Origin of the sequence: Aliamphritea hakodatensis, from assembly GCF_024347195.1 — a bacterium.
GTDB classification, from domain to species: domain Bacteria; phylum Pseudomonadota; class Gammaproteobacteria; order Pseudomonadales; family Balneatricaceae; genus Amphritea; species Amphritea hakodatensis.
In genome coordinates, this window is sequence record NZ_AP025281.1 from 4,101,020 (window position 1) to 4,119,876 (window position 18,857).

General features: G+C 52.5%; 13 protein-coding genes and 6 tRNA genes. 18 read left to right on the forward strand and 1 reads right to left on the reverse strand.

The features are described from left to right. Positions 1–15: 15 nt before the first annotated feature. From lolB to PCI15_RS18870, 13 genes are all read left to right on the forward strand, one after another. Positions 16–621 carry a lipoprotein insertase outer membrane protein LolB gene (gene lolB, locus PCI15_RS18810; RefSeq protein WP_271271450.1) on the forward strand — a complete coding sequence of 202 codons (606 nt, stop codon included), beginning with the start codon at positions 16–18 and terminating at the stop codon, positions 619–621. 84 nt (positions 622–705) lie between these two features. Then, a tRNA-Gln gene (locus PCI15_RS18815) sits at positions 706–780 on the forward strand. A 271-nt stretch (positions 781–1,051) separates the two neighbouring features. Beyond that, positions 1,052–1,993, forward strand: a complete 942-nt coding sequence (locus PCI15_RS18820; RefSeq protein WP_271274657.1) for a ribose-phosphate pyrophosphokinase — start codon at positions 1,052–1,054, stop codon at positions 1,991–1,993. Between the two features lie 185 nt (positions 1,994–2,178). Beyond that, a complete protein-coding gene (locus tag PCI15_RS18825) occupies positions 2,179–2,778 on the forward strand; it encodes a 50S ribosomal protein L25/general stress protein Ctc (RefSeq protein ID WP_271271451.1) in 600 nt (199 codons plus the stop codon). A gap of 23 nt (positions 2,779–2,801) precedes the next feature. After that, positions 2,802–3,389 carry an aminoacyl-tRNA hydrolase gene (gene pth, locus PCI15_RS18830; RefSeq protein WP_271271452.1) on the forward strand — a complete coding sequence of 196 codons (588 nt, stop codon included), beginning with the start codon at positions 2,802–2,804 and terminating at the stop codon, positions 3,387–3,389. Positions 3,390–3,412: 23 nt separating this feature from the next. Continuing rightward, positions 3,413–4,504 (forward strand): redox-regulated ATPase YchF, encoded by a 1,092-nt coding sequence (gene ychF / locus PCI15_RS18835; protein WP_271271453.1) that lies wholly within the window; start codon positions 3,413–3,415, stop codon positions 4,502–4,504. A gap of 231 nt (positions 4,505–4,735) precedes the next feature. Then, on the forward strand, positions 4,736–5,998 hold the full coding sequence (locus tag PCI15_RS18840) for a DUF1835 domain-containing protein (protein ID WP_271271454.1): 1,263 nt from the start codon (positions 4,736–4,738) through the stop codon (positions 5,996–5,998). A gap of 124 nt (positions 5,999–6,122) precedes the next feature. Continuing rightward, positions 6,123–6,199 (forward strand) — tRNA-Met (locus tag PCI15_RS18845). A 17-nt stretch (positions 6,200–6,216) separates the two neighbouring features. Then, positions 6,217–6,291: transfer RNA gene (locus tag PCI15_RS18850), tRNA-Gln, on the forward strand. Positions 6,292–6,319: 28 nt separating this feature from the next. Next, a tRNA-Met gene (locus PCI15_RS18855) sits at positions 6,320–6,396 on the forward strand. A 12-nt stretch (positions 6,397–6,408) separates the two neighbouring features. Further along, positions 6,409–6,483, forward strand: a tRNA-Gln gene (locus tag PCI15_RS18860). Between the two features lie 41 nt (positions 6,484–6,524). Continuing rightward, a tRNA-Gln gene (locus tag PCI15_RS18865) sits at positions 6,525–6,599 on the forward strand. Positions 6,600–8,178: 1,579 nt separating this feature from the next. Then, complete coding sequence (locus PCI15_RS18870) at positions 8,179–10,299, forward strand: EAL domain-containing protein (protein ID WP_271271455.1); 2,121 nt, start codon at positions 8,179–8,181, stop codon at positions 10,297–10,299. A gap of 63 nt (positions 10,300–10,362) precedes the next feature. Here PCI15_RS18870 and serB read toward each other — a convergent pair whose 3' ends face one another. Further along, positions 10,363–11,631, reverse strand: a complete 1,269-nt coding sequence (serB, locus tag PCI15_RS18875; RefSeq protein ID WP_271271456.1) for a phosphoserine phosphatase SerB — start codon at positions 11,629–11,631, stop codon at positions 10,363–10,365. Between the two features lie 362 nt (positions 11,632–11,993). Here serB and betB point away from each other — a divergent pair, with 362 nt between their 5' ends. The 5 genes from betB (at position 11,994) to choV (ending at position 18,818) form a co-directional block, all read left to right on the forward strand. Further along, positions 11,994–13,451: a betaine-aldehyde dehydrogenase gene (gene betB, locus PCI15_RS18880; RefSeq protein WP_271271457.1), complete on the forward strand. Its 1,458-nt coding sequence runs from the start codon at positions 11,994–11,996 to the stop codon at positions 13,449–13,451. 9 nt (positions 13,452–13,460) lie between these two features. After that, the gene (gene betA, locus PCI15_RS18885) at positions 13,461–15,152 is read left to right on the forward strand and encodes a choline dehydrogenase (RefSeq protein ID WP_271271458.1); all 1,692 of its coding nucleotides are present in this window, start codon (positions 13,461–13,463) and stop codon (positions 15,150–15,152) included. 334 nt (positions 15,153–15,486) lie between these two features. Beyond that, the gene (locus PCI15_RS18890; protein WP_376787847.1) at positions 15,487–16,383 is read left to right on the forward strand and encodes a choline ABC transporter substrate-binding protein; all 897 of its coding nucleotides are present in this window, start codon (positions 15,487–15,489) and stop codon (positions 16,381–16,383) included. 339 nt (positions 16,384–16,722) lie between these two features. Beyond that, the gene (gene choW, locus PCI15_RS18895; protein ID WP_271271460.1) at positions 16,723–17,568 is read left to right on the forward strand and encodes a choline ABC transporter permease subunit; all 846 of its coding nucleotides are present in this window, start codon (positions 16,723–16,725) and stop codon (positions 17,566–17,568) included. A 2-nt stretch (positions 17,569–17,570) separates the two neighbouring features. Beyond that, on the forward strand, positions 17,571–18,818 hold the full coding sequence (gene choV, locus PCI15_RS18900) for a choline ABC transporter ATP-binding protein (RefSeq protein ID WP_271271461.1): 1,248 nt from the start codon (positions 17,571–17,573) through the stop codon (positions 18,816–18,818). The last annotated feature ends 39 nt before the right edge of the window (positions 18,819–18,857 follow it).

Consider the following 18,857-nt stretch of genomic DNA (forward strand, 5'->3'; position numbering starts at 1 on the left):
ACGAGACATACACTCATGCTGTTCCGTGCCCTGTTAACTGTTTTTCTGGCCATTACCCTTTCTGCCTGCTCTTCGCTGACGCCGGAACCCGAACCGGTAACAGACACAGGCATCAGTTGGGAAGAGCATCTGGCCAGACTGCAAACCATTGACGCCTGGGAAGTCACCGGCAAAGCAGGCATCCGTGACAGTAAAACCCGGCACAGCGCCAGTCTGGCATGGCAGCAACAGGAAGAATTCTTTAACATCGAACTGACCGGCCCGCTCGGTCAGGGGGGCGCCAGAATCACCGGCAGCCCACGGGGCATTGAAATCCTTGCCGCCGGCGAAGACCCAATCTACTCAAACTCACCGGAAGCGCTGATGGAAGAACGGCTTGGCTGGCGTTTTCCGCTGAATGACCTGCCTTTCTGGATGAAAGGTCAGCCAGCCCCGGGCAGCGAATACACGCCGGTTTTTGACACCAACAGACTCAAGTCTCTGCAACAAAATAACTGGCAGATTAACTACTTACGCTACACCTCCCGGGACGGCATTCCCCTGCCGGGTAAAATCGTCCTGAATCAGGGCAATCTGCGGATTACCCTTATAGCTAAAGAGTGGCAGATCGGGTCACGATAACCCCCGGTTTTGCATTGACTTTACAACACGCTTCCTAGAAAATGTGCGCCGTTATTCAGGCCTGGTTCCTGTAAGGGTTAATGTTGGGATATCGCCAAGCGGTAAGGCAACGGGTTTTGATCCCGTCATGCGGAGGTTCGAATCCTCCTATCCCAGCCATCTCTGAAATTTTCAGTATGGTGCACAGCATTATCTCCGGCTAAAGACATCTGATACCTTTTACCTGCCTTATAAAAGACGGGTTGGGGTTATTTTTGTGTTCAGTCTGCAGCAAACCCAGTGCCCCGCTGGCCGGCGGCAAAGCCTCTGGTCTGAAACAGGCAATAATGAGAGATTTCTGCAGTTTCAGTGTTTAACTGAGCAACTGCCAGGCCAAAATCACATGAATGAATCTCTGTTAACCACTACAGCATCCGAGAAGGTAACCACCGTGCCTAAAATGATGGTCTTCACTGGCAACGCCAACCGAGAGCTTGCCGAGAAAGTCGTTGAACGCCTAGATATCCCAATGGGCGAAGCAGTAGTCACCAAGTTTAGTGACGGTGAAGTAAACGTCGAAATCAATGAAAACGCGCGTGGTAAAGACGTTTTCATTCTGCAATCGACCTGCGCACCCACCAATGACAACCTGATGGAACTGATTGTCATGGCTGACGCCCTGCGCCGCGGTTCTGCTACCCGTATCACGGCGGTTATCCCGTACTACGGTTATGCCCGTCAGGACCGTCGTCCACGTTCCGCACGTGTAGCAATCAGTGCAAAAGTTGTTGCTGACATGCTGGCAGGCGTAGGTATCGACCGCGTACTGACCGTTGACTTGCACGCTGACCAGATTCAGGGCTTCTTTGATATCCCTGTGGATAACGTTTACGGCTCTCCGGTACTGCTGGACGAGATCGCCCGTCAGAACTACGAAAATCCGCTGGTTGTATCCCCGGACGTAGGCGGCGTGGTACGTGCACGTGCTGTAGCAAAACAACTGGACTGCGATCTGGCAATCATCGACAAGCGTCGTGAAAAAGCCAACGAAGCCCAGGTAATGAACATTATCGGTGACGTACAGGGTCGTACCTGCATTCTGGTAGACGACATGTGTGACACCGCCGGCACCCTGTGTAAAGCCGCAAGCGCCCTGAAACAGAACGGCGCTTCCAAGGTTGTTGCTTACGCAACTCACCCTGTGCTGTCAGGCCCGGCTATCGACAACATCAACAACTCCGAACTGGATGAGTTGGTTGTTACCGATACCATTCCACTGTCACCGGCTGGTGAGAAGTGTGACCGCATTCGTCAGCTGACGCTGGCGCCAATGCTGGCAGAAGCGGTACGCCGCGTCTGCAACGAAGAATCTATCAGTGCCATGTTCCGATAGGAACGTCTTAGGAGTTCCGCTAGGAACGTCTTAGGAGTTCCGCTAGGAACACCTTAAAGAGTTCAGATAAGAACACGGCACCGATAACACCCCTTCCATTAAGGAAGGAACTTAGCCAACTGGCTTAACTGACTGCAAGACCTGGTCGCAAGGATTTTGCAGTTTTACTGTTTAAAGGTATTAAAATGACTGATTTCGTAATCAAAGCTGAAGCCCGTACAGACGAAGGGAAAGGTGCGAGCCGCCGCCTGCGTCACGCTGGCATGATCCCTGCCGTTGTATACGGTGGTGCTAAAAACAAGAAGCCTGTTTCCATCACTCTGGAAAACCGTGCTCTGGTTAAGCAGATCGAAGATCCTACTTTCTTCTCTTCTATCCTGACTCTGGAACTGAACGGTAAAGAAGAAAAAGTAATCGTACGTGACTTCCAGCGTCACCCGGCGCGTAACACTGTTATGCACGTTGACTTCCAGCGCATCACTAAGTCCAACAAGATCCAGATTCTGGTTCCTCTGAACTTCACTGGCTTCGCTCAGTCTCCGGCTGGTAAAGCGTCTGGTAAATTCGCTGTTCAGCAGAACACTGTTCAGGTTCTGTGTCTGCCAGAAAAACTGCCAGAAGCTCTGGAAGTTGATATGTCCGGCGTTGAAATGGGCCAGATCCTGCACCTGTCTGACATCACTATGCCTGCTGGCGTTGAGATTGTTCAGCTGCGTCGCGGCGCTGACCACGATCAGGGCATCGCTCAGACTTACGCACCACGTGGTGCTAAAGCAGCTAAGTAATTTAGCCTGCTAAAGGTACCGGCATGAAAGATCGGATTCAGTTAATTGTTGGCCTGGGTAACCCGGGACAGCAGTACGACCAGACCCGTCACAATGCCGGTGCTGATTTTGTCGCTCAGCTCGCTGAGCGACAAATGACCCCTCTTAAGACCGAAAATAAGTTTCACGGTCTCTACGGGAAAACCACGCTGAACCAGCAACCGGTTCACCTGCTGATCCCGAACACCTTTATGAACCTCAGCGGGCAAGCGGTTGGCGCACTGGCCAACTTCTATAAAATCCCCCCTGAAGGCATATTAGTTGCCCACGATGAACTCGACCTTCCACCCGGTGTAGCCAAGCTCAAACAGGGCGGCGGACACGGTGGCCATAACGGTCTGCGGGACATCATCAGCAAGCTGGGCAACAACAAGAATTTCTACCGTTTACGCTTAGGTATCGGCCATCCCGGCAGCGCCAGCCAGGTCAGCGGATTCGTGCTGAAAAAAGCACCGTCCAGCGAACGTGACCTGACTCAGGCCGCCAGCGATGAAGCCTTGCGGGTACTGGAACAGGCCTGCAGTGGCGACTGGCTGAAAGCGATGAACACCTTGCACTCTTTCAAAGCATAAATCTTTAACTACAGGATACTGTCATGGGTTTCAAATGCGGCATTGTTGGCCTGCCTAACGTCGGCAAATCGACACTCTTTAATGCTCTAACGAAAGCCGGTATTGGCGCTGAGAACTTCCCGTTCTGCACCATCGAACCGAATGCAGGCGTTGTCCCCATGCCGGACCCGCGTCTGGACGCCCTGGCAGATATCGTTAAGCCGGAACGCGTGCTGGCAACCACCATGGAATTCGTTGATATCGCTGGCCTGGTCGCCGGTGCATCTAAAGGCGAAGGCCTGGGCAACAAGTTCCTGCACAACATCCGTGAAACCGACGCGATCGCGCATGTCGTGCGCTGCTTTGAAGATGAAAACGTTATCCACGTAGCCAACAAAATTGATCCGCTGGCCGATATTGAAATCATCAATACCGAACTGGCGCTGGCAGACCTTGAGTCTGTTGAAAAGCAACTCCAGCGGGTTCAGAAACTGGCCAAAGGCGGCGACAAAGAAGCCGTAAAAGCTAAAGCTCTGCTGGAAAAACTGCAGCCACATCTGGATGAAGGCCATCCGGTCCGCGCCATGGACCTGAGTGATGACGAGCAGGTTACCCTGAAAACCTTCCACCTGCTGACAACCAAGCCGACCATGTACATCGCTAACGTTGATGAAGAAGGCTTTGAGAACAATCCGCACCTGGATGCAGTACGCGAACTGGCCAAATCTGAAAACGCCGAGCTGGTTGCAATTTGCAACAAGATGGAAGCGGAAATCTCCGAACTGGACGATGAAGAGAAGCTGGAATTCCTGCAGGAAATGGGCATGGAAGAACCGGGTCTGGACCGCGTGATCCGTGCCGGTTACGAACTGCTGGGCCTGCAGACATACTTCACCGCCGGTGTTAAGGAAGTCCGCGCCTGGACTGTTAAGATTGGTGCAACCGCGCCTGAAGGCGCCGGTGTTATCCACACCGACTTCCAGAAAGGCTTCATCCGCGCCGAAGTGATCAGCTATGATCACTACATCGAACACAACGGCGAACAGGGCTCTAAAGATGCCGGCAAATGGCGTCTGGAAGGTAAAGACTACATCCTCAAAGATGGCGATGTCATTCACTACCGTTTCAATGTCTGATCACTGATTCAGAAAGGCCCCGCGCAGCAATGCCCGGGGCTTTTTTTATCCCCGCCAAACGCTACCCGGCTTGCTTTCACTCCCAACCGCCATTACATTGCATTTATGCCTGATGGCACCCATGTTCGCGGAAAGGGCTGCGCCCAGATTGCACCACAGATAAATGATCCGAGATCAGCTTTGATCCACCTGTCATGCGGACGCAGGAATGATGCTATTTCGGAGCAATCTATGCACGCTAACGCCAACCGGCCACTCACACCACCAGCCCGTCCCCGTGATATTTTTCATGGCAAGCTCAACCTTGAACAGCAAAAGAAACGCGCTAAAGAATTACTGAAACAGGTGCGTAATCAAGACAGCGATGCTATTCAGCGCTTCCACGCCCATCCCCGAACAGCATCACTCCTCAGCCAGATTCAGCTGAGCCACTGCCAACTCATCATCGCCCGGGAAAACGGCTTTGACAGCTGGCCCGCCATGAAGGCCCATATCGACAGCCTGACACTGGAACCCCGGACACCGGACACACCGGACACCCTGCACATTCGCTGTGGCCACGACATACAGCACGGCCTGCAGCTGGCAGGCTTTTGCGGTGAATATCTGGCATTCACTGATCCTTTCTGTCAGGGGCCGGTTCAGGACCTTCCCATAGAGAAGCTCATACAAATGCGCAGCCGCTATGTGGCTGACGCGTACTCCATTGATTTAGCAGACGCCACCGCGCAGGCCAAAGCAGCCTATGGCCCGCTGCAGGCATTTCAGGCCCGATCCGGGACTGCAAAATGGCAAAACGTCGTGCTCTGGTTCGAGCACGACAGCTACGACCAGCTTATTCTCGCTTTTTTGCTTAGCTATTTTTTCCGCCATGCCCCGGATGCCCCGCTGGAGCTGATCTGTGTAGACCGGGTTCCCGGGGTGAACGACTTCATTGGTCTGGGGCAATTATCCCCTGAACTGTTTCGCTATCTTTGGGACAAGCATCGCACACCGGTCAGCAACGCCCAGCTACAGCTGGGGGAGAACGCCTGGCAAGCGCTCTGCTCAGCGTCCCCCGAGGCTCTGGTCCGGTTAGCCGGAACAGGTACGCCGGCACTGCCGCTAATGGCCAGAGCCCTGCACCGCCATCTGGCAGAATTACCCGATCCGCATACCGGCCTGAGCCTGACCGCCAGCCTCGCACTGCAACTCCTCAGTGAAACGGATACCCTGACAGCCGGAAAACTGTTCGCCTGTTATATGCGCGAAAGAGAACCCCTCCCCTGGCTTGGAGACCTGATGTTCTGGTCGGTTATCCGGGCGCTGACAGACACCTCAGAAGCACTTATCCGAATCACCTCAGATCACCCTGAATGGCCCCAAAAGACACTCTCAGTCACGCCCACAGGCCGGCAGGTACTGAAGGGCGAAGTAAATGCACTCACACTGATGAAACAGCCCCGCTGGGTGGGCGGAATCCGGATCCCCGCAGCCACTGAAAAGCCCTCCTGAGCCCTGCTTGAAACGACGGATTGGCAGCACGCATTTTTCTCATAGAAATTCGTGTTTTTTGCCCCCTAATCAGTTGACAGACCTATGAAAAAAGAGAATAATTCGCGACCTCGATAAGTGCTAAGGCAATATAGCTCAGCTGGTTAGAGCATCGCATTCATAATGCGAGGGTCGCAGGTTCGAGTCCCGCTATTGCCACCATGCCCCTATCGTTCTGCTGGGATATCGCCAAGCGGTAAGGCAACGGGTTTTGATCCCGTCATGCGGAGGTTCGAATCCTCCTATCCCAGCCATTCTTAAAGTGGCAACGCTTTCTGAATTGGCAATATAGCTCAGTTGGTTAGAGCATCGCATTCATAATGCGAGGGTCGCAGGTTCGAGTCCCGCTATTGCCACCATGTTTATGCAGTTGGGATATCGCCAAGCGGTAAGGCAACGGGTTTTGATCCCGTCATGCGGAGGTTCGAATCCTCCTATCCCAGCCATAAACAGCTTATGAAATCACCATAAGCATCTTACCCAGTGTTGGGATATCGCCAAGCGGTAAGGCAACGGGTTTTGATCCCGTCATGCGGAGGTTCGAATCCTCCTATCCCAGCCATCTACTTTTCTCCTTAAAAAAGACACTGGTTTTGATCACTCCCGTTACATTGGCGGAAGTTCGAATCCTCCTATCCCAGCCATCTCTTATTTACTTTAAAAAGCCCCAGGTTTTGATCACTCCCGTTACATTGGCGGAAGTTCGAATCCTCCTATCCCAGCCATCTCTTATTTACTTTAAAAAGCCCCAGGTTTTGATCACTCCCGTTATAATGGCGGAAGTTCGAATCCTCCTATCCCAGCCATCTCTTATTTACTTTAAAAAGCCCCAGGTTTTGATCACTCCCGTTACATTGGCGGAAGTTCGAATCCTCCTATCCCAGCCATCTACTTTTCTCCTTAAAAAAGACACTGGTTTTGATCACTCCCGTTACATTGGCGGAAGTTCGAATCCTCCTATCCCAGCCATCTCTTATTTACTTTAAAAAGCCCCAGGTTTTGATCACTCCCGTTACATTGGCGGAAGTTCGAATCCTCCTATCCCAGCCATCTCTTATTTACTTTAAAAAGCCCCAGGTTTTGATCACTCCCGTTATAATGGCGGAAGTTCGAATCCTCCTATCCCAGCCATCTACTTTTCTCCTTAAAAAAGACACTGGTTTTGATCACTCCCGTTACATTGGCGGAAGTTCGAATCCTTCTATCCCAGCCATCTCTTATTTACTTTAAAAAAGCCCCAGGTTTTGATCACTCCCGTTATAATGGCGGAAGTTCGAATTCGCCTCTCCCAGCCATCTACTTTTCTCCTTAAAAAAGACTCTGGTTTTGATCACTCCCGTTACATTGGCGGAAGTTCGAATCCTCCTATCCCAGCCATCTACTGTTATCCTTAAAAAAGACTCTGGTTTTGATCACGCCCGTTATAATGGCGGAGGTTCAAACCCTCCTGTCCCAGCCATCTTTTCGTTGTTAAAAAAACACCTGGTTTTGATCACTCCCGTTATAATGGCGGAAGTTCGAATTCGCCTCTCCCAGCCATCTACTTTTATCCTTAAAAAGACATTGGTTTTGATCACTCCCGTTACATTGGCGGAAGTTCAAATCCTCCTGTCCCAACCATCTTTCTTTGTTGAAAAACACCCGGCTTTGATCACCCCCGTTACACCGGGGAAAGCTCCGGCCCAGCCCTGTCCGTCAGCACATCTTTTCTGCCGTCACCCTTCTGATGTAAGAGAAGTCAGATATCACCGGTTTCTGCAGATAATAACAAAGCCAGCTTTACAACCATGCTATCCGGCTCAATGACCCGGAGCCTTTTATTGAAAAATCTGTCGCCATATTCAAACAAAACCAGGGAAATAAACCGGCTACAAACCGAATTTTTTTCACCTTAACAACCGCCACCGGCAAACCTGTTAATCAGCCATTCAAACGCAGCCGTTCATTATTGCTACAGCGTATTCAGACAAGCCTTCCCACAGGGCCCGGCACGCCTGTCCTGAGATTAAGAAAACCCTGTGGATTTCAGTTATTAAACAGGAAAGCCACTGACAGGCAAAACCAAACGGGCTACACTTGCCTGATAAGAAGTTAAAAAACAACAAAAATCCAACTCAAAAACGTAATACTGTGCCCAAAATATGAAAATTGAAAGCAGCCTACCGGAAGCTACAATTCGCCTTGCCATGAACGGCGACCGGCAACGATTACAGCAGAACGTTTATATTTTATTTGTCGGCCTGAGTGAACAGGAAGTTTCACCGATTCTGGCGATACTTAAACAGGTCAGGCTGATCCCCCGCAGTAAAAATATTCATAACCCACGCCAGTTTGCCCGGGCCTTAAGTGAACGCTCCTGGGATCTGATCATCAGTCAGCATACGGCCAAAGACATCAGCGCCAAACATGTCCAGCAAATGGTTCAGCGTCTGGATAAAGATATCCCCATCATCCAGCTGGTAACGAACAATACCCGCCAGGCCAATATCCTGGGAATCCGGGATGGCATGGCAGCGGTTGCGTCACTGGCTGAAACCGAACTGCTGTTATTGCAGATTCATCAGCAGCTCCAGCATCTCGACAGACGCAAACAGGTTCGGCAACTGGAAGCTTTGCTCGCGGAAGCCGAAAAAAATAATCAGAAGCTGGCCGAGAATTCCCGTTCCGCCATCATCTACCTGAACCTCGTAATGGCACCCATCTTCAGTAACGATGCCTGCCATGAACTGCTGGCAATTGACGGTGCCCACATCCTTCAGCGTCACGGCCTGCTGAGCTTCATCTCCCCGGATCATCACAACGAATTCAACAACCTGCTGTCCGGTCTTCAGCACCGTGCCGGCGAAGGTGATTCCATTGAACTGACCGGACGCCGCAGTGACGGTACCCTGTTCAAAACCCTTCTTGAAGTTAAACACAGCCGGTTTGAAAATCAGGATTGCATCCAGCTGGCGTTTAAACCTGACGGATACGGCGAAGCTGAAACACTGGAAAACATTGACACCGCTACCCGCCTGAGAGACAAACACTTCCTGCTTGATAAACTTGAGATGACCGCCCAGAGAGCCCTTCTGGGAGGCGCTGATGCCAATCTGCTCTATATTCGTCTGGATAACTACCATGACCTGCAGGACACCCTGCAGCAGGGTTCAGACATAATGATGGCAGAACTGGCGACCCTGTTCCGCGACAAAGTCAGTCAGACCCATACCTGCGCCCGCCTGGAAAAAGATGTCTTTGCCATTCTTTATCAGGACGCTAATCTGGATAAAACGATGCGAATAGCTGAACTGATTCGCAAAGCCATTATTAAAGCAGGTAAGAATATAGCAGGCACAGGACTGAATATTCAGTGCAGCATCGGCATCACCGGCATTAATGATAACACCCCCCATTATCTGGAACTGATTGACCGGGCAGAAGAGGCAGCAAACGCGGCGCTGGACGCTGACAAAAATGGCATCAGTTTTTATCAGGCTCCGGCTAAAGCCGCAGAAGATCAGACCGACGAAGCGGTTGATCTGATCCGTGATGCTATGGTTGAAGACAGCTTTAGCCTGCATTTCCAGCCTATTGTTTCATTACGGGCTAACAAGGGAATCGGTAACTATGAAGTGTTACTTCGCCTGCAGGATGAAGATAACGCTGACGCCATCTCCCCCAGCGACTTTATCGCCAGCCTTGACAGCCCTACAACCAGCGTACGGCTCGATAAATGGGTCATCGAGCACAGCCTGAGAAAGATCCATGAAGGTCTCAGCAATGACCTCTCGGTACGTCTGTTTATTAACCTGACCCTGAGCAGCCTGCAGTCACAGCCAATGCTTACCTGGCTACGCCAAACGCTTAATGAAGAGAAAATTCCGGCCAAACTGATTTGTCTGCAAATCAGCGAAGCTGATATCCGGGAAAATCAGGCGGCAGCGGCCAAATTCATTCATGGCATACGAAAACTTGGCTGTAAAATCTGTATTAAACATTTTGGAATATCCGATGATTCTGACCGGCTGTGTACAGACACCAAACCGGATCTGGTAAAACTGGATCAGAAATATCTGAACGATATTAATCAGGAAGGCAAAACCAACCCGGCCTTCACCGACCTGATCAAACAGCTGAACAAAGACAAGATTGCCTGCATCGCGCCTATGGTAGAAGACACCCGCATGCTCAGCCGACTCTGGCAGGCCGGGGTGCCGTTCATTCAGGGCTACTATCTGCAGCCCCCCAAGCCGGAGATGGAATACGACTTCTTTGACTGAACCGAACCCAGACAAAAAAGGCTGATTGCATCACAATCAGCCTTTTTTTGTCTTGAAGCCTGTTCACTCAGACGGCAGTCTTTCCTGCAACGTATCCCGGTCGCGGAATCCGATCAGATAAAGAATGCCATCCAGCCCCAGCGTGGAAATAGCCTGCTTGGCGCTCTGCCGTACCAGAGGCTTCGCCCGGAAGGCAATGCCCAGCCCGGCAATAGACAGCATTGGCAAATCATTTGCGCCGTCACCCACCGCGATGGTTTGCTCCAGACTCACACCTTCACTGGCGGCAATTTCCCGCAGTAACTGCGCTTTACGCTGGCCATCAACCACAGTGCCCACAACATTGCCCGTCACCTTGCCATCAACAATTTCCAGCTCGTTGGCATGCACATAATCAAAGCCCATTTTCTGCTGCAGAAAACGGCCAAAGTAGTTAAAGCCACCGGACAAAATCGCTGTTTTAAAGCCCAGCGCCTTCAGATTAGCCACCAGCTCTTCTACCCCTTCTGTCAGGGGCAGCCGGGCCGCAACCCGCTCCAGTACCGATTCGTCCAATCCTTTAAGCAATGCCATCCGGCGGGCAAAACTTTCAGTAAAGTCGATTTCACCGCGCATTGCCGATTCAGTGATTGCCGCTACCTGATCGCCCACGCCGGCCTCTTTAGCCAGCTCATCAATCACCTCAGCCTCGATCAGAGTGGAATCCATATCAAAGACCACTAAGCGGCGGTTACGGCGATAAATATCATCTTTCTGAATAGCGATATCAATATCCATTTCCTTTGCCAGCCCCAGAAACGCAGTACGCAGCGCTTCGGCATCCGCCGGCATTCCCCGTACCGAAAACTCCACACAGGCGCGGGTTTTCGCTGCCGGATCAGTCTCCAGCGCCACCCGTCCGGATAACCGGCTGATGTTATCAATATTCAGACCATGATCAGCCGCAACGCGGGACAATTCCGCAATGTGCTCTGCACTGATCTTACGCGCCAGCAGAGTAATGATATGCCGGCTTTTGCCCTGCTCTTCCACCCACTGGGAATAAGCACTTTCATCCACCGGATCAAAGCTCACCTGAACACCGAGCTCATGGGCTTTGAACAGCACATCCCGTAATAATGGCGAAGACTCAGCACCGGCCGGCACACCGATCAGAATTCCCAGGGACAAAGAATCATGGATCACCGCCTGGCCAATATCCAGAATATCCACCGCATAACCGGCCAGCATCGCCGTAATAGAGGAGGTTACACCGGGCTTATCAACCCCGGTTATTTTCAGCAACAGAATTTCACTGGCAGACTTAGTGTTCACGGTGTTCTCACTTCTCATCAGGCGGCCGGGCACGGCCAGAGGTATTTCAGTGGCTGAAGCAGACTTCATCCGCACCACTGTAAGAGGCCGCGATTATAACAGATGTCGCTTTTAAGATAATAGCGGTCGCATTACCCATACAGATAACAATCCCGGAAAAATTTCTCACCCGGTAACACTTTCAGCCTTTTGATATTCAAAGCCACCTTCCGACTTGACCATCCGCGACCATTCCCGGCCCGGACAGTGAATAGATTTGACATCGGATCAAAAAATCGCCACAGTTATTTTTAATTAAATGACCGATTAATAAAAAATCTAAGCCATCGGCCACCGCTGCTTTACCTCGCGATACCGATTGCTCACAGGGTACACAGACTATGCAACACGCCTTATACATCCACGGCCGTTATCAGGACGCCACCTCCGGTGAAACTTTTATTACCCGTAACCCGGCAACCGGTGAAGCAATCGGTGAAGTACAGCAGGCCTCACTGGCAGACGTTGATGCTGCAGTAGAAAGTGCTAAAAAAGGCTTTGCTGAATGGTCAGCGATGTCCGGTGCTGAACGTGGCCGTATCATGATGAAAGCCGTTGCTATCCTGCGTGAACGCAACGATGAACTGGCCGCTCTGGAAGTACTGGATACCGGCAAGCCAATGCAGGAAGCCAACTGCGTCGATATCGCAACCGGTGCTGATGTAGTGGAATTCTTCGCAGGCCTGGCCGGCACGATTCACGGCCAGCAACAGGATCTGGGCGGCAGTAACTTCTTCTACAGCCGCCGCGAGCCACTGGGTGTATGTGCCGGTATCGGTGCCTGGAACTACCCGATTCAGATCGCCATGTGGAAATCAGGCCCGTGCCTGGCTGCCGGTAACGCACTGGTGTTCAAACCGTCTGAAGAAACCCCGCTGTCGGTTCTGAAACTGGCTGAAATCTACTCCGAAGCCGGTATGCCTGACGGTGTATTCAACGTTGTACAGGGTGACTACCGCGTCGGTCAGGCCCTGTCCCGCCACCCGGAAATCGAAAAAGTATCCTTCACCGGCGAATGCGGTACCGGTAAGAAAGTCATGGCTGATGCCGCCGGCTCCCTGAAAGATGTGACCATGGAACTGGGCGGTAAATCACCACTGATTGTGTTTGACGATGCGGACCTGAAAAATGCCGTATCCGGCTCGATGCTGGCCAACTTCTACACTCAGGGCGAAGTCTGCACCAACGGTACCCGGGTATTTGTACACGACAGCATCTATGACGAGTTTGTTGCCCAGATCGCTGAACGCACCGGCCGTATGATTGTTGGTGATCCGACCGACCTGGACACCCAGGTAGGTGCACTGATCTCTGAAAAGCACATGCACAAGGTACTGGAATACATCGATGCCGCCAAAGACGCCGGCGCCCGCCTTGTATGTGGTGGTAACCGTGTTACTGAAAACGGACTGGATAAAGGCTACTTTGTTGCCCCTACCGTGTTTGCTGACTGCACCGACGACATGCCGAACGTAAAAGATGAAATCTTTGGCCCGGTTATGTCCATCCTGCGCTTCAGCGACGAAGAAGAAGTGATCCGCCGCGCTAACGATACCGAATTTGGTCTGGCAGCCGGTGTGTTCACCAAGGACTTCTCCCGTGCTCACCGTGTCATTGCCCGCCTGCAGGCCGGTATTTGCTGGATCAACAACTGGGGCGCCTCTCCTGCTGAGATGCCTGTTGGCGGTTACAAGCAATCCGGTATCGGCCGTGAAAACGGTATCGAAACCCTGAACCACTACACCCAGGTAAAGAGCGTCTTCGTTGAGCTGGGCGACATCGACTGCCCTTATAACTGAGGTTAACTGATGAGCAATACTGAATTTGATTACATTGTTGTCGGGGCAGGTTCTGCCGGCTGCGTACTGGCTAACCGCCTCTCAGAAGACAGCAACAACAAGGTACTGCTACTGGAAGCCGGTGGCAGCGACAAGAGCATTTTCATCCAGATGCCGACAGCCCTGTCGTATCCGATGAACACCGAGAAATATGCCTGGCAGTTCCATACGGATAAAGAACCGTATCTGGACAACCGGGAAATGCACTGCCCGCGCGGTAAAGTACTGGGCGGCGGTTCCTCCATTAACGGCATGGTATATGTCCGTGGCCACGCCTGTGACTACGATGAATGGGAAGAGCACGGTGCCAAAGGCTGGGGCTACCAGCAATGTGTGCCTTATTTCAAGAAAGCAGAAACCTGGTACAAGGGTGAAGATGATTACCGCGGCGGCAGCGGCCCTGTTGGCACCTGCAACGGTAATGAGATGAAACTCAACCCGCTGTATCAGGCATTCATTGATGCCGGTGAAGAAGCAGGTTACCCGACCACCGATGATTACAACGGTTACCGTCAGGAAGGTTTCGGCCCAATGCATATGACCGTGGACGGCGGCGTGCGCGCATCTACTTCAAATGCGCATCTGCGCCCGGCTCTGAAGCGCCCGAACCTGACACTGATGAAAGGCGTGCTGACCCGCAAGGTTCTGCTGGACGGCAAAAAAGCCACCGGCATTGAATACCAGCAGGGTGGCAGCATTAAAACCGCCACCGCCCGTAAAGAAGTGGTGCTGAGCGCCGGTTCTATCGGTTCACCACAGCTGCTGCAACTGTCCGGCATTGGCCCGGCTAAAGTCTTGCAGGATGCTGGGGTCGATGTGGTTCAGGATCTGCCCGGTGTCGGTGAAAACCTGCAGGACCACCTGGAAGTTTACTTCCAGTATCACTGTAAACAGCCAATCTCACTGAACAGCAAACTGGGCCTGATCAGCAAAGGCATGATCGGTACCCGCTGGATCCTGTTTAAAGACGGTCTGGGTGCCACCAACCACTTTGAATCCTGTGCATTTATCCGTTCCCGTGAAGGTCTGAAATGGCCAAATATTCAGTACCATTTCCTGCCGGCGGCCATGCGTTACGACGGTCAGGCCGCATTCGACGGCCACGGTTTCCAGGTTCATGTAGGCCCGAACAAACCGGAAAGCCGCGGTAAAGTCTGGATCACCAGCAATGATCCGGCTGCTAAGCCACGGATTATCTTCAACTACATCAGCACTGAGCAGGATAAGCAGGACTGGCGCGACACCATCCGCCTGAGCCGTGAAATCCTCAACCAGCCAGCGATGGACGCATACCGCGGCGAAGAAATTCAGCCAGGTATTAACATCACGTCCGATGAAGATATCGACCGCTGGGTACGGGAAAATGTAGAAAGTGCTTATCATCCTTCATGCACCTGTAAACTGGGTGCGGATGACGATCCGATGGCGGTACTGGATAACGAATGTAAGGTTCGGGGCATTGAATCCCTGCGGGTGGTGGACTCCTCCATCTTCCCGACCATCCCGAACGGCAACCTGAATGCGCCGAGCATCATGGTGGCGGAAAAAGCTGCTGACATGATTCTGGGTAAAGCAGCTCTGCCGGATGCCAACGTTGACGTCTGGATTGATGAACAGTGGCAGGAACGTCAGCGTATCGGTACGCCAAAACGCGAAATCTGAACCACACTGTCCCCTGACGGATAGCGGCCTGATTCCCGGCTATTATCTTTCAGGGGCAAACTGTTTTTCGAACCCGGTAACTGCAGAGCAGTCTGTTACCGGGCTCAGGTTAAAGGACTAACCGCAGGGCATCAGCCCACTGAGCCGTTACCATAAGACTCATTTCAGGCTTTGTCGCCGGGCTCATTTCCGGAACAGAACCTGTAAGCAAGGGGAGATTTTCTGGTTTCAGAAAATCCTGAGAGAAGACAACAACAATAAAGGTAAAAAACTCATGAAGACTCGACAGCAAACCCGTAAAACACAGAACATCCTGCGCGGGTTAACCGTCGCAATGGGCCTCTCTGCGTCCATGGCATTTGCCGCTTCCTGTGATGATGTGCGTTTCTCCGATGTGGGCTGGACCGACATTACCGCCACCACGGCAGTCACCAGTGAAGTTGTATCTGCGCTGGGCTACAAGCCAAGCACTCAGCTGCTTTCTGTACCTGTTACCTACACCTCTCTGGCGAACAACGACATCGACGTATTCCTGGGTAACTGGATGCCAACCATGGAAGCGGATATTGCTAAATACCGCGACGCCGGTACGGTTGAAACCGTGCGTGCGAATCTGGAAGGCGCCAAGTACACCCTGGCTGTACCTAAGTACGCTTACGATGCCGGCCTGAAGAGCTTTGCCGACATTGCTAAATTCAAAGATAAGCTGAAAGGCCGTATCTACGGTATCGAACCGGGTAACGACGGCAACCGTCTGATTCAGGACATGATCGACAAAGACGCTTTCGAACTGGAAGGCTTCAAACTGGTTGAGTCCTCTGAAGCGGGCATGATCTCTCAGGTATCCCGTGCTGCTAAGCGTGACCAGTGGGTTGTCTTCCTGGGCTGGGCGCCACATCCGATGAATGCCAACATCGAAATGGAATACCTGGACGGCGGTGACGACTACTTCGGCCCGAACTACGGCGGTGCTAACGTTTACACCAACGTACGCCAGAACTACACCACAGACTGCCCGAACATGGGTAAGCTGCTGAACAACCTGGAATTCAGCCTGGCGATGGAAAACGAAGTCATGGGTGCCATTCTGGACGACGGCAAAAAGCCTGAAGTTGCAGCGAAAGAATGGCTCAAAGCCAATCCTCAGGTACTGGATGCATGGCTGGCAGGCGTAACCACTAAAGACGGTGGCGACGCAATGACAGCGGTTAAAGGCCAGTTAGGCCTGTAACAGACCTGAAAAGTCTGCGGACTTAATCAGACCGTGCCGGCTGTGCGCAGCATACCGGCATTCTGTCAGACCGCCGCAGCGGGTAACCGTTGCGGCCGGTCGACCGTTTCACACAATACCTGACAGTGTAAGAGTTTAGCCGGCTGACGCTCAGTACCCGGCTGCCTAAACGCTTACATTGGCGACCTGGATAAAACGCCGGAAAGCGGTTGCACGGGCAGGCACCGCTGTTGAGATTAACTCTTCCGGCCCACAAAAACCGTCTGTAAATACAGGCAAACAATAATAAACAGAGCGCCCGCCTGACGGAGCGACTCTGAATATAAAAGGTTTTTTCTGATGAACTGGATAACCGACAACAAAATCCCGCTGGGTGACTGGATGGAATCATTCGTCGACTGGCTCACCTTTAATGCGGCCGGATTATTCGACGCCATCTCGGTCTCTCTGGAGTGGCTGATTTTGTCGATGGTAGACATCTTCCAGATGTTCCCGCCGTTTGTTCCGATGGCAATGACCGCCGCACTGGCCTGGTTCCTGCACCGCAGTATTCCGCTGGTGATCTTTGTCGTGGTCGCCCTGCTGCTGATCCTCAATCTGGGCTACTGGCAGGAAATGCTGGAAACCTTCGTACTGGTACTGGCCGCCACGACCCTGTCGGTCATCATGGGTATCCCTGTCGGTATTCTGGCGGCACACAAGCCATGGGTATATACCATACTGCGGCCAATTCTTGATCTGATGCAGACCATCCCGACGTTCGTGTACCTGATCCCGACCCTGGTACTGTTCGGCTTAGGCGTCGTACCAGGTCTGATCTCCACCATTATTTTTGCCATCGCTGCACCGATCCGTCTGACCTATCTGGGCATCAGCCGGGTACCGGAAGACCTGATCGAAGCCGGTAAAGCGTTTGGCGCAACCCCGTTCAAACTGCTATATAAAGTTGAGTTGCCAGCAGCCATGCCAAACATCATGGCCGGTATCACCCAGTGCATCATGCTGTCGCTGTCGATGGTAGTCATTGCCGCACTGGTAGGTGCCGACGGCCTGGGTAAGCCGGTTATCCGTGCCCTGAACACCGTCAATATCTCACAGGGTTTTGAAGCCGGTCTGGCGATTGTACTGGTTGCGATCATTCTCGACCGTATCTGTAAAGCACCCGGCGCGAAGGAGGAAGGTTAATCATGACTTCACTAACTTCGGCCTCAACCTCTCAGGCAACTGATATGCAGGAACACGTAAGCGCAATCAGCATCCGTAATCTGGATGTTATTTTCGGCAACTGGTCGCACGACAGCCTGCGGATGCTTGATGCGGGTAAAACCCGTCAGGAAATTATCGAAACCACCGGCGATGTGGTCGGCGTCAAAAACGCCAGCATCGAAGTTCAGCAGGGTGAAATCTGCGTACTCATGGGCCTGTCCGGCTCCGGTAAGTCCAGCCTGCTGCGGGCCGTTAACGGCCTGAACAAAGTCAGCCGCGGTGAACTGCTGGTCCGTGACGGCGAACGGATGGTCAACATTGCCGAGTGTGACGCCAACACCCTGCGCCACATGCGCAGCAAACGGGTATCCATGGTATTCCAGAAGTTTGCACTGATGCCCTGGTTAACCGTACTGGATAACGTCGCCTTTGGTCTGGAAATGCAGGGTATCGACAAAGCGACCCGCCGCGAAATGGCCATGGAAAAACTGAAAATGGTCGGGCTGGACGAATGGCACGGCAAATATCCTCACGAACTTTCCGGGGGTATGCAGCAACGGGTTGGACTTGCGAGAGCGTTCGCTATTGATAGCGACATATTGCTCATGGACGAGCCTTTTTCCGCCCTTGATCCACTGATCCGCAGCCAGCTGCAGGATGAGCTGATCGAACTGCAGAAACGCCTCAACAAAACCATTCTGTTCGTCAGCCACGATCTGGATGAAGCCCTGAAAATCGGCACCAACATTGCCATCATGGAGTCCGCAGAGATTATCCAGCACGGCAAGCCGGAAGACATCGTTCTGAATCCGAGCAATGCTTACGTACAGGACTTCGTTGCTCACACGAATCCATTAAACGTACTGCGTGGCCGTGCGCTGATGACCGACATCGGGAAGCTGGAACGCCGTGATGACGCGCTGATTCTGGACAGCCACACCGATACACGGGTCACCCTGAACGCCGACGGCACCCCTGCCGGCGCGAGCCGCAACGGAGCCCCCCTCAGCCTGCAGCAATGGCAGGAAGGTCAAGACCTGGATCTGATTCAGCCGAATCAGCTGATGATCACCACGCCGGATATCTCCATGCGTGACGCCATCGAGATCCGCCACCGGACCAGTTTACCGGTACTGTTGTGTGAAGAGGGCAAATGCACCGGCATGCTGGAAGATGATGACTTCTACCATGCACTGCTGGGTAAGCACTTCAACAAAGAAACCGAGTAAACCGGTAACGGTGTATCCACAGGTAACAAACAAAAGCAG

Coding starts and splice junctions, on each gene's coding strand:
- PCI15_RS18890 (WP_376787847.1), top strand. CDS start 15,487: ATGGGCCTCTCTGCGTCCATGGCATTTGCCGCTTCCTGTGATGATGTG.
- choW (WP_271271460.1), top strand. CDS start 16,723: ATGAACTGGATAACCGACAACAAAATCCCGCTGGGTGACTGGATGGAA.
- betA (WP_271271458.1), top strand. CDS start 13,461: ATGAGCAATACTGAATTTGATTACATTGTTGTCGGGGCAGGTTCTGCC.
- betB (WP_271271457.1), top strand. CDS start 11,994: ATGCAACACGCCTTATACATCCACGGCCGTTATCAGGACGCCACCTCC.
- pth (WP_271271452.1), top strand. CDS start 2,802: ATGAAAGATCGGATTCAGTTAATTGTTGGCCTGGGTAACCCGGGACAG.
- lolB (WP_271271450.1), top strand. CDS start 16: ATGCTGTTCCGTGCCCTGTTAACTGTTTTTCTGGCCATTACCCTTTCT.
- PCI15_RS18825 (WP_271271451.1), top strand. CDS start 2,179: ATGACTGATTTCGTAATCAAAGCTGAAGCCCGTACAGACGAAGGGAAA.
- PCI15_RS18840 (WP_271271454.1), top strand. CDS start 4,736: ATGCACGCTAACGCCAACCGGCCACTCACACCACCAGCCCGTCCCCGT.
- choV (WP_271271461.1), top strand. CDS start 17,571: ATGACTTCACTAACTTCGGCCTCAACCTCTCAGGCAACTGATATGCAG.
- serB (WP_271271456.1), bottom strand. CDS start 11,631: ATGAGAAGTGAGAACACCGTGAACACTAAGTCTGCCAGTGAAATTCTG.
- ychF (WP_271271453.1), top strand. CDS start 3,413: ATGGGTTTCAAATGCGGCATTGTTGGCCTGCCTAACGTCGGCAAATCG.
- PCI15_RS18870 (WP_271271455.1), top strand. CDS start 8,179: ATGAAAATTGAAAGCAGCCTACCGGAAGCTACAATTCGCCTTGCCATG.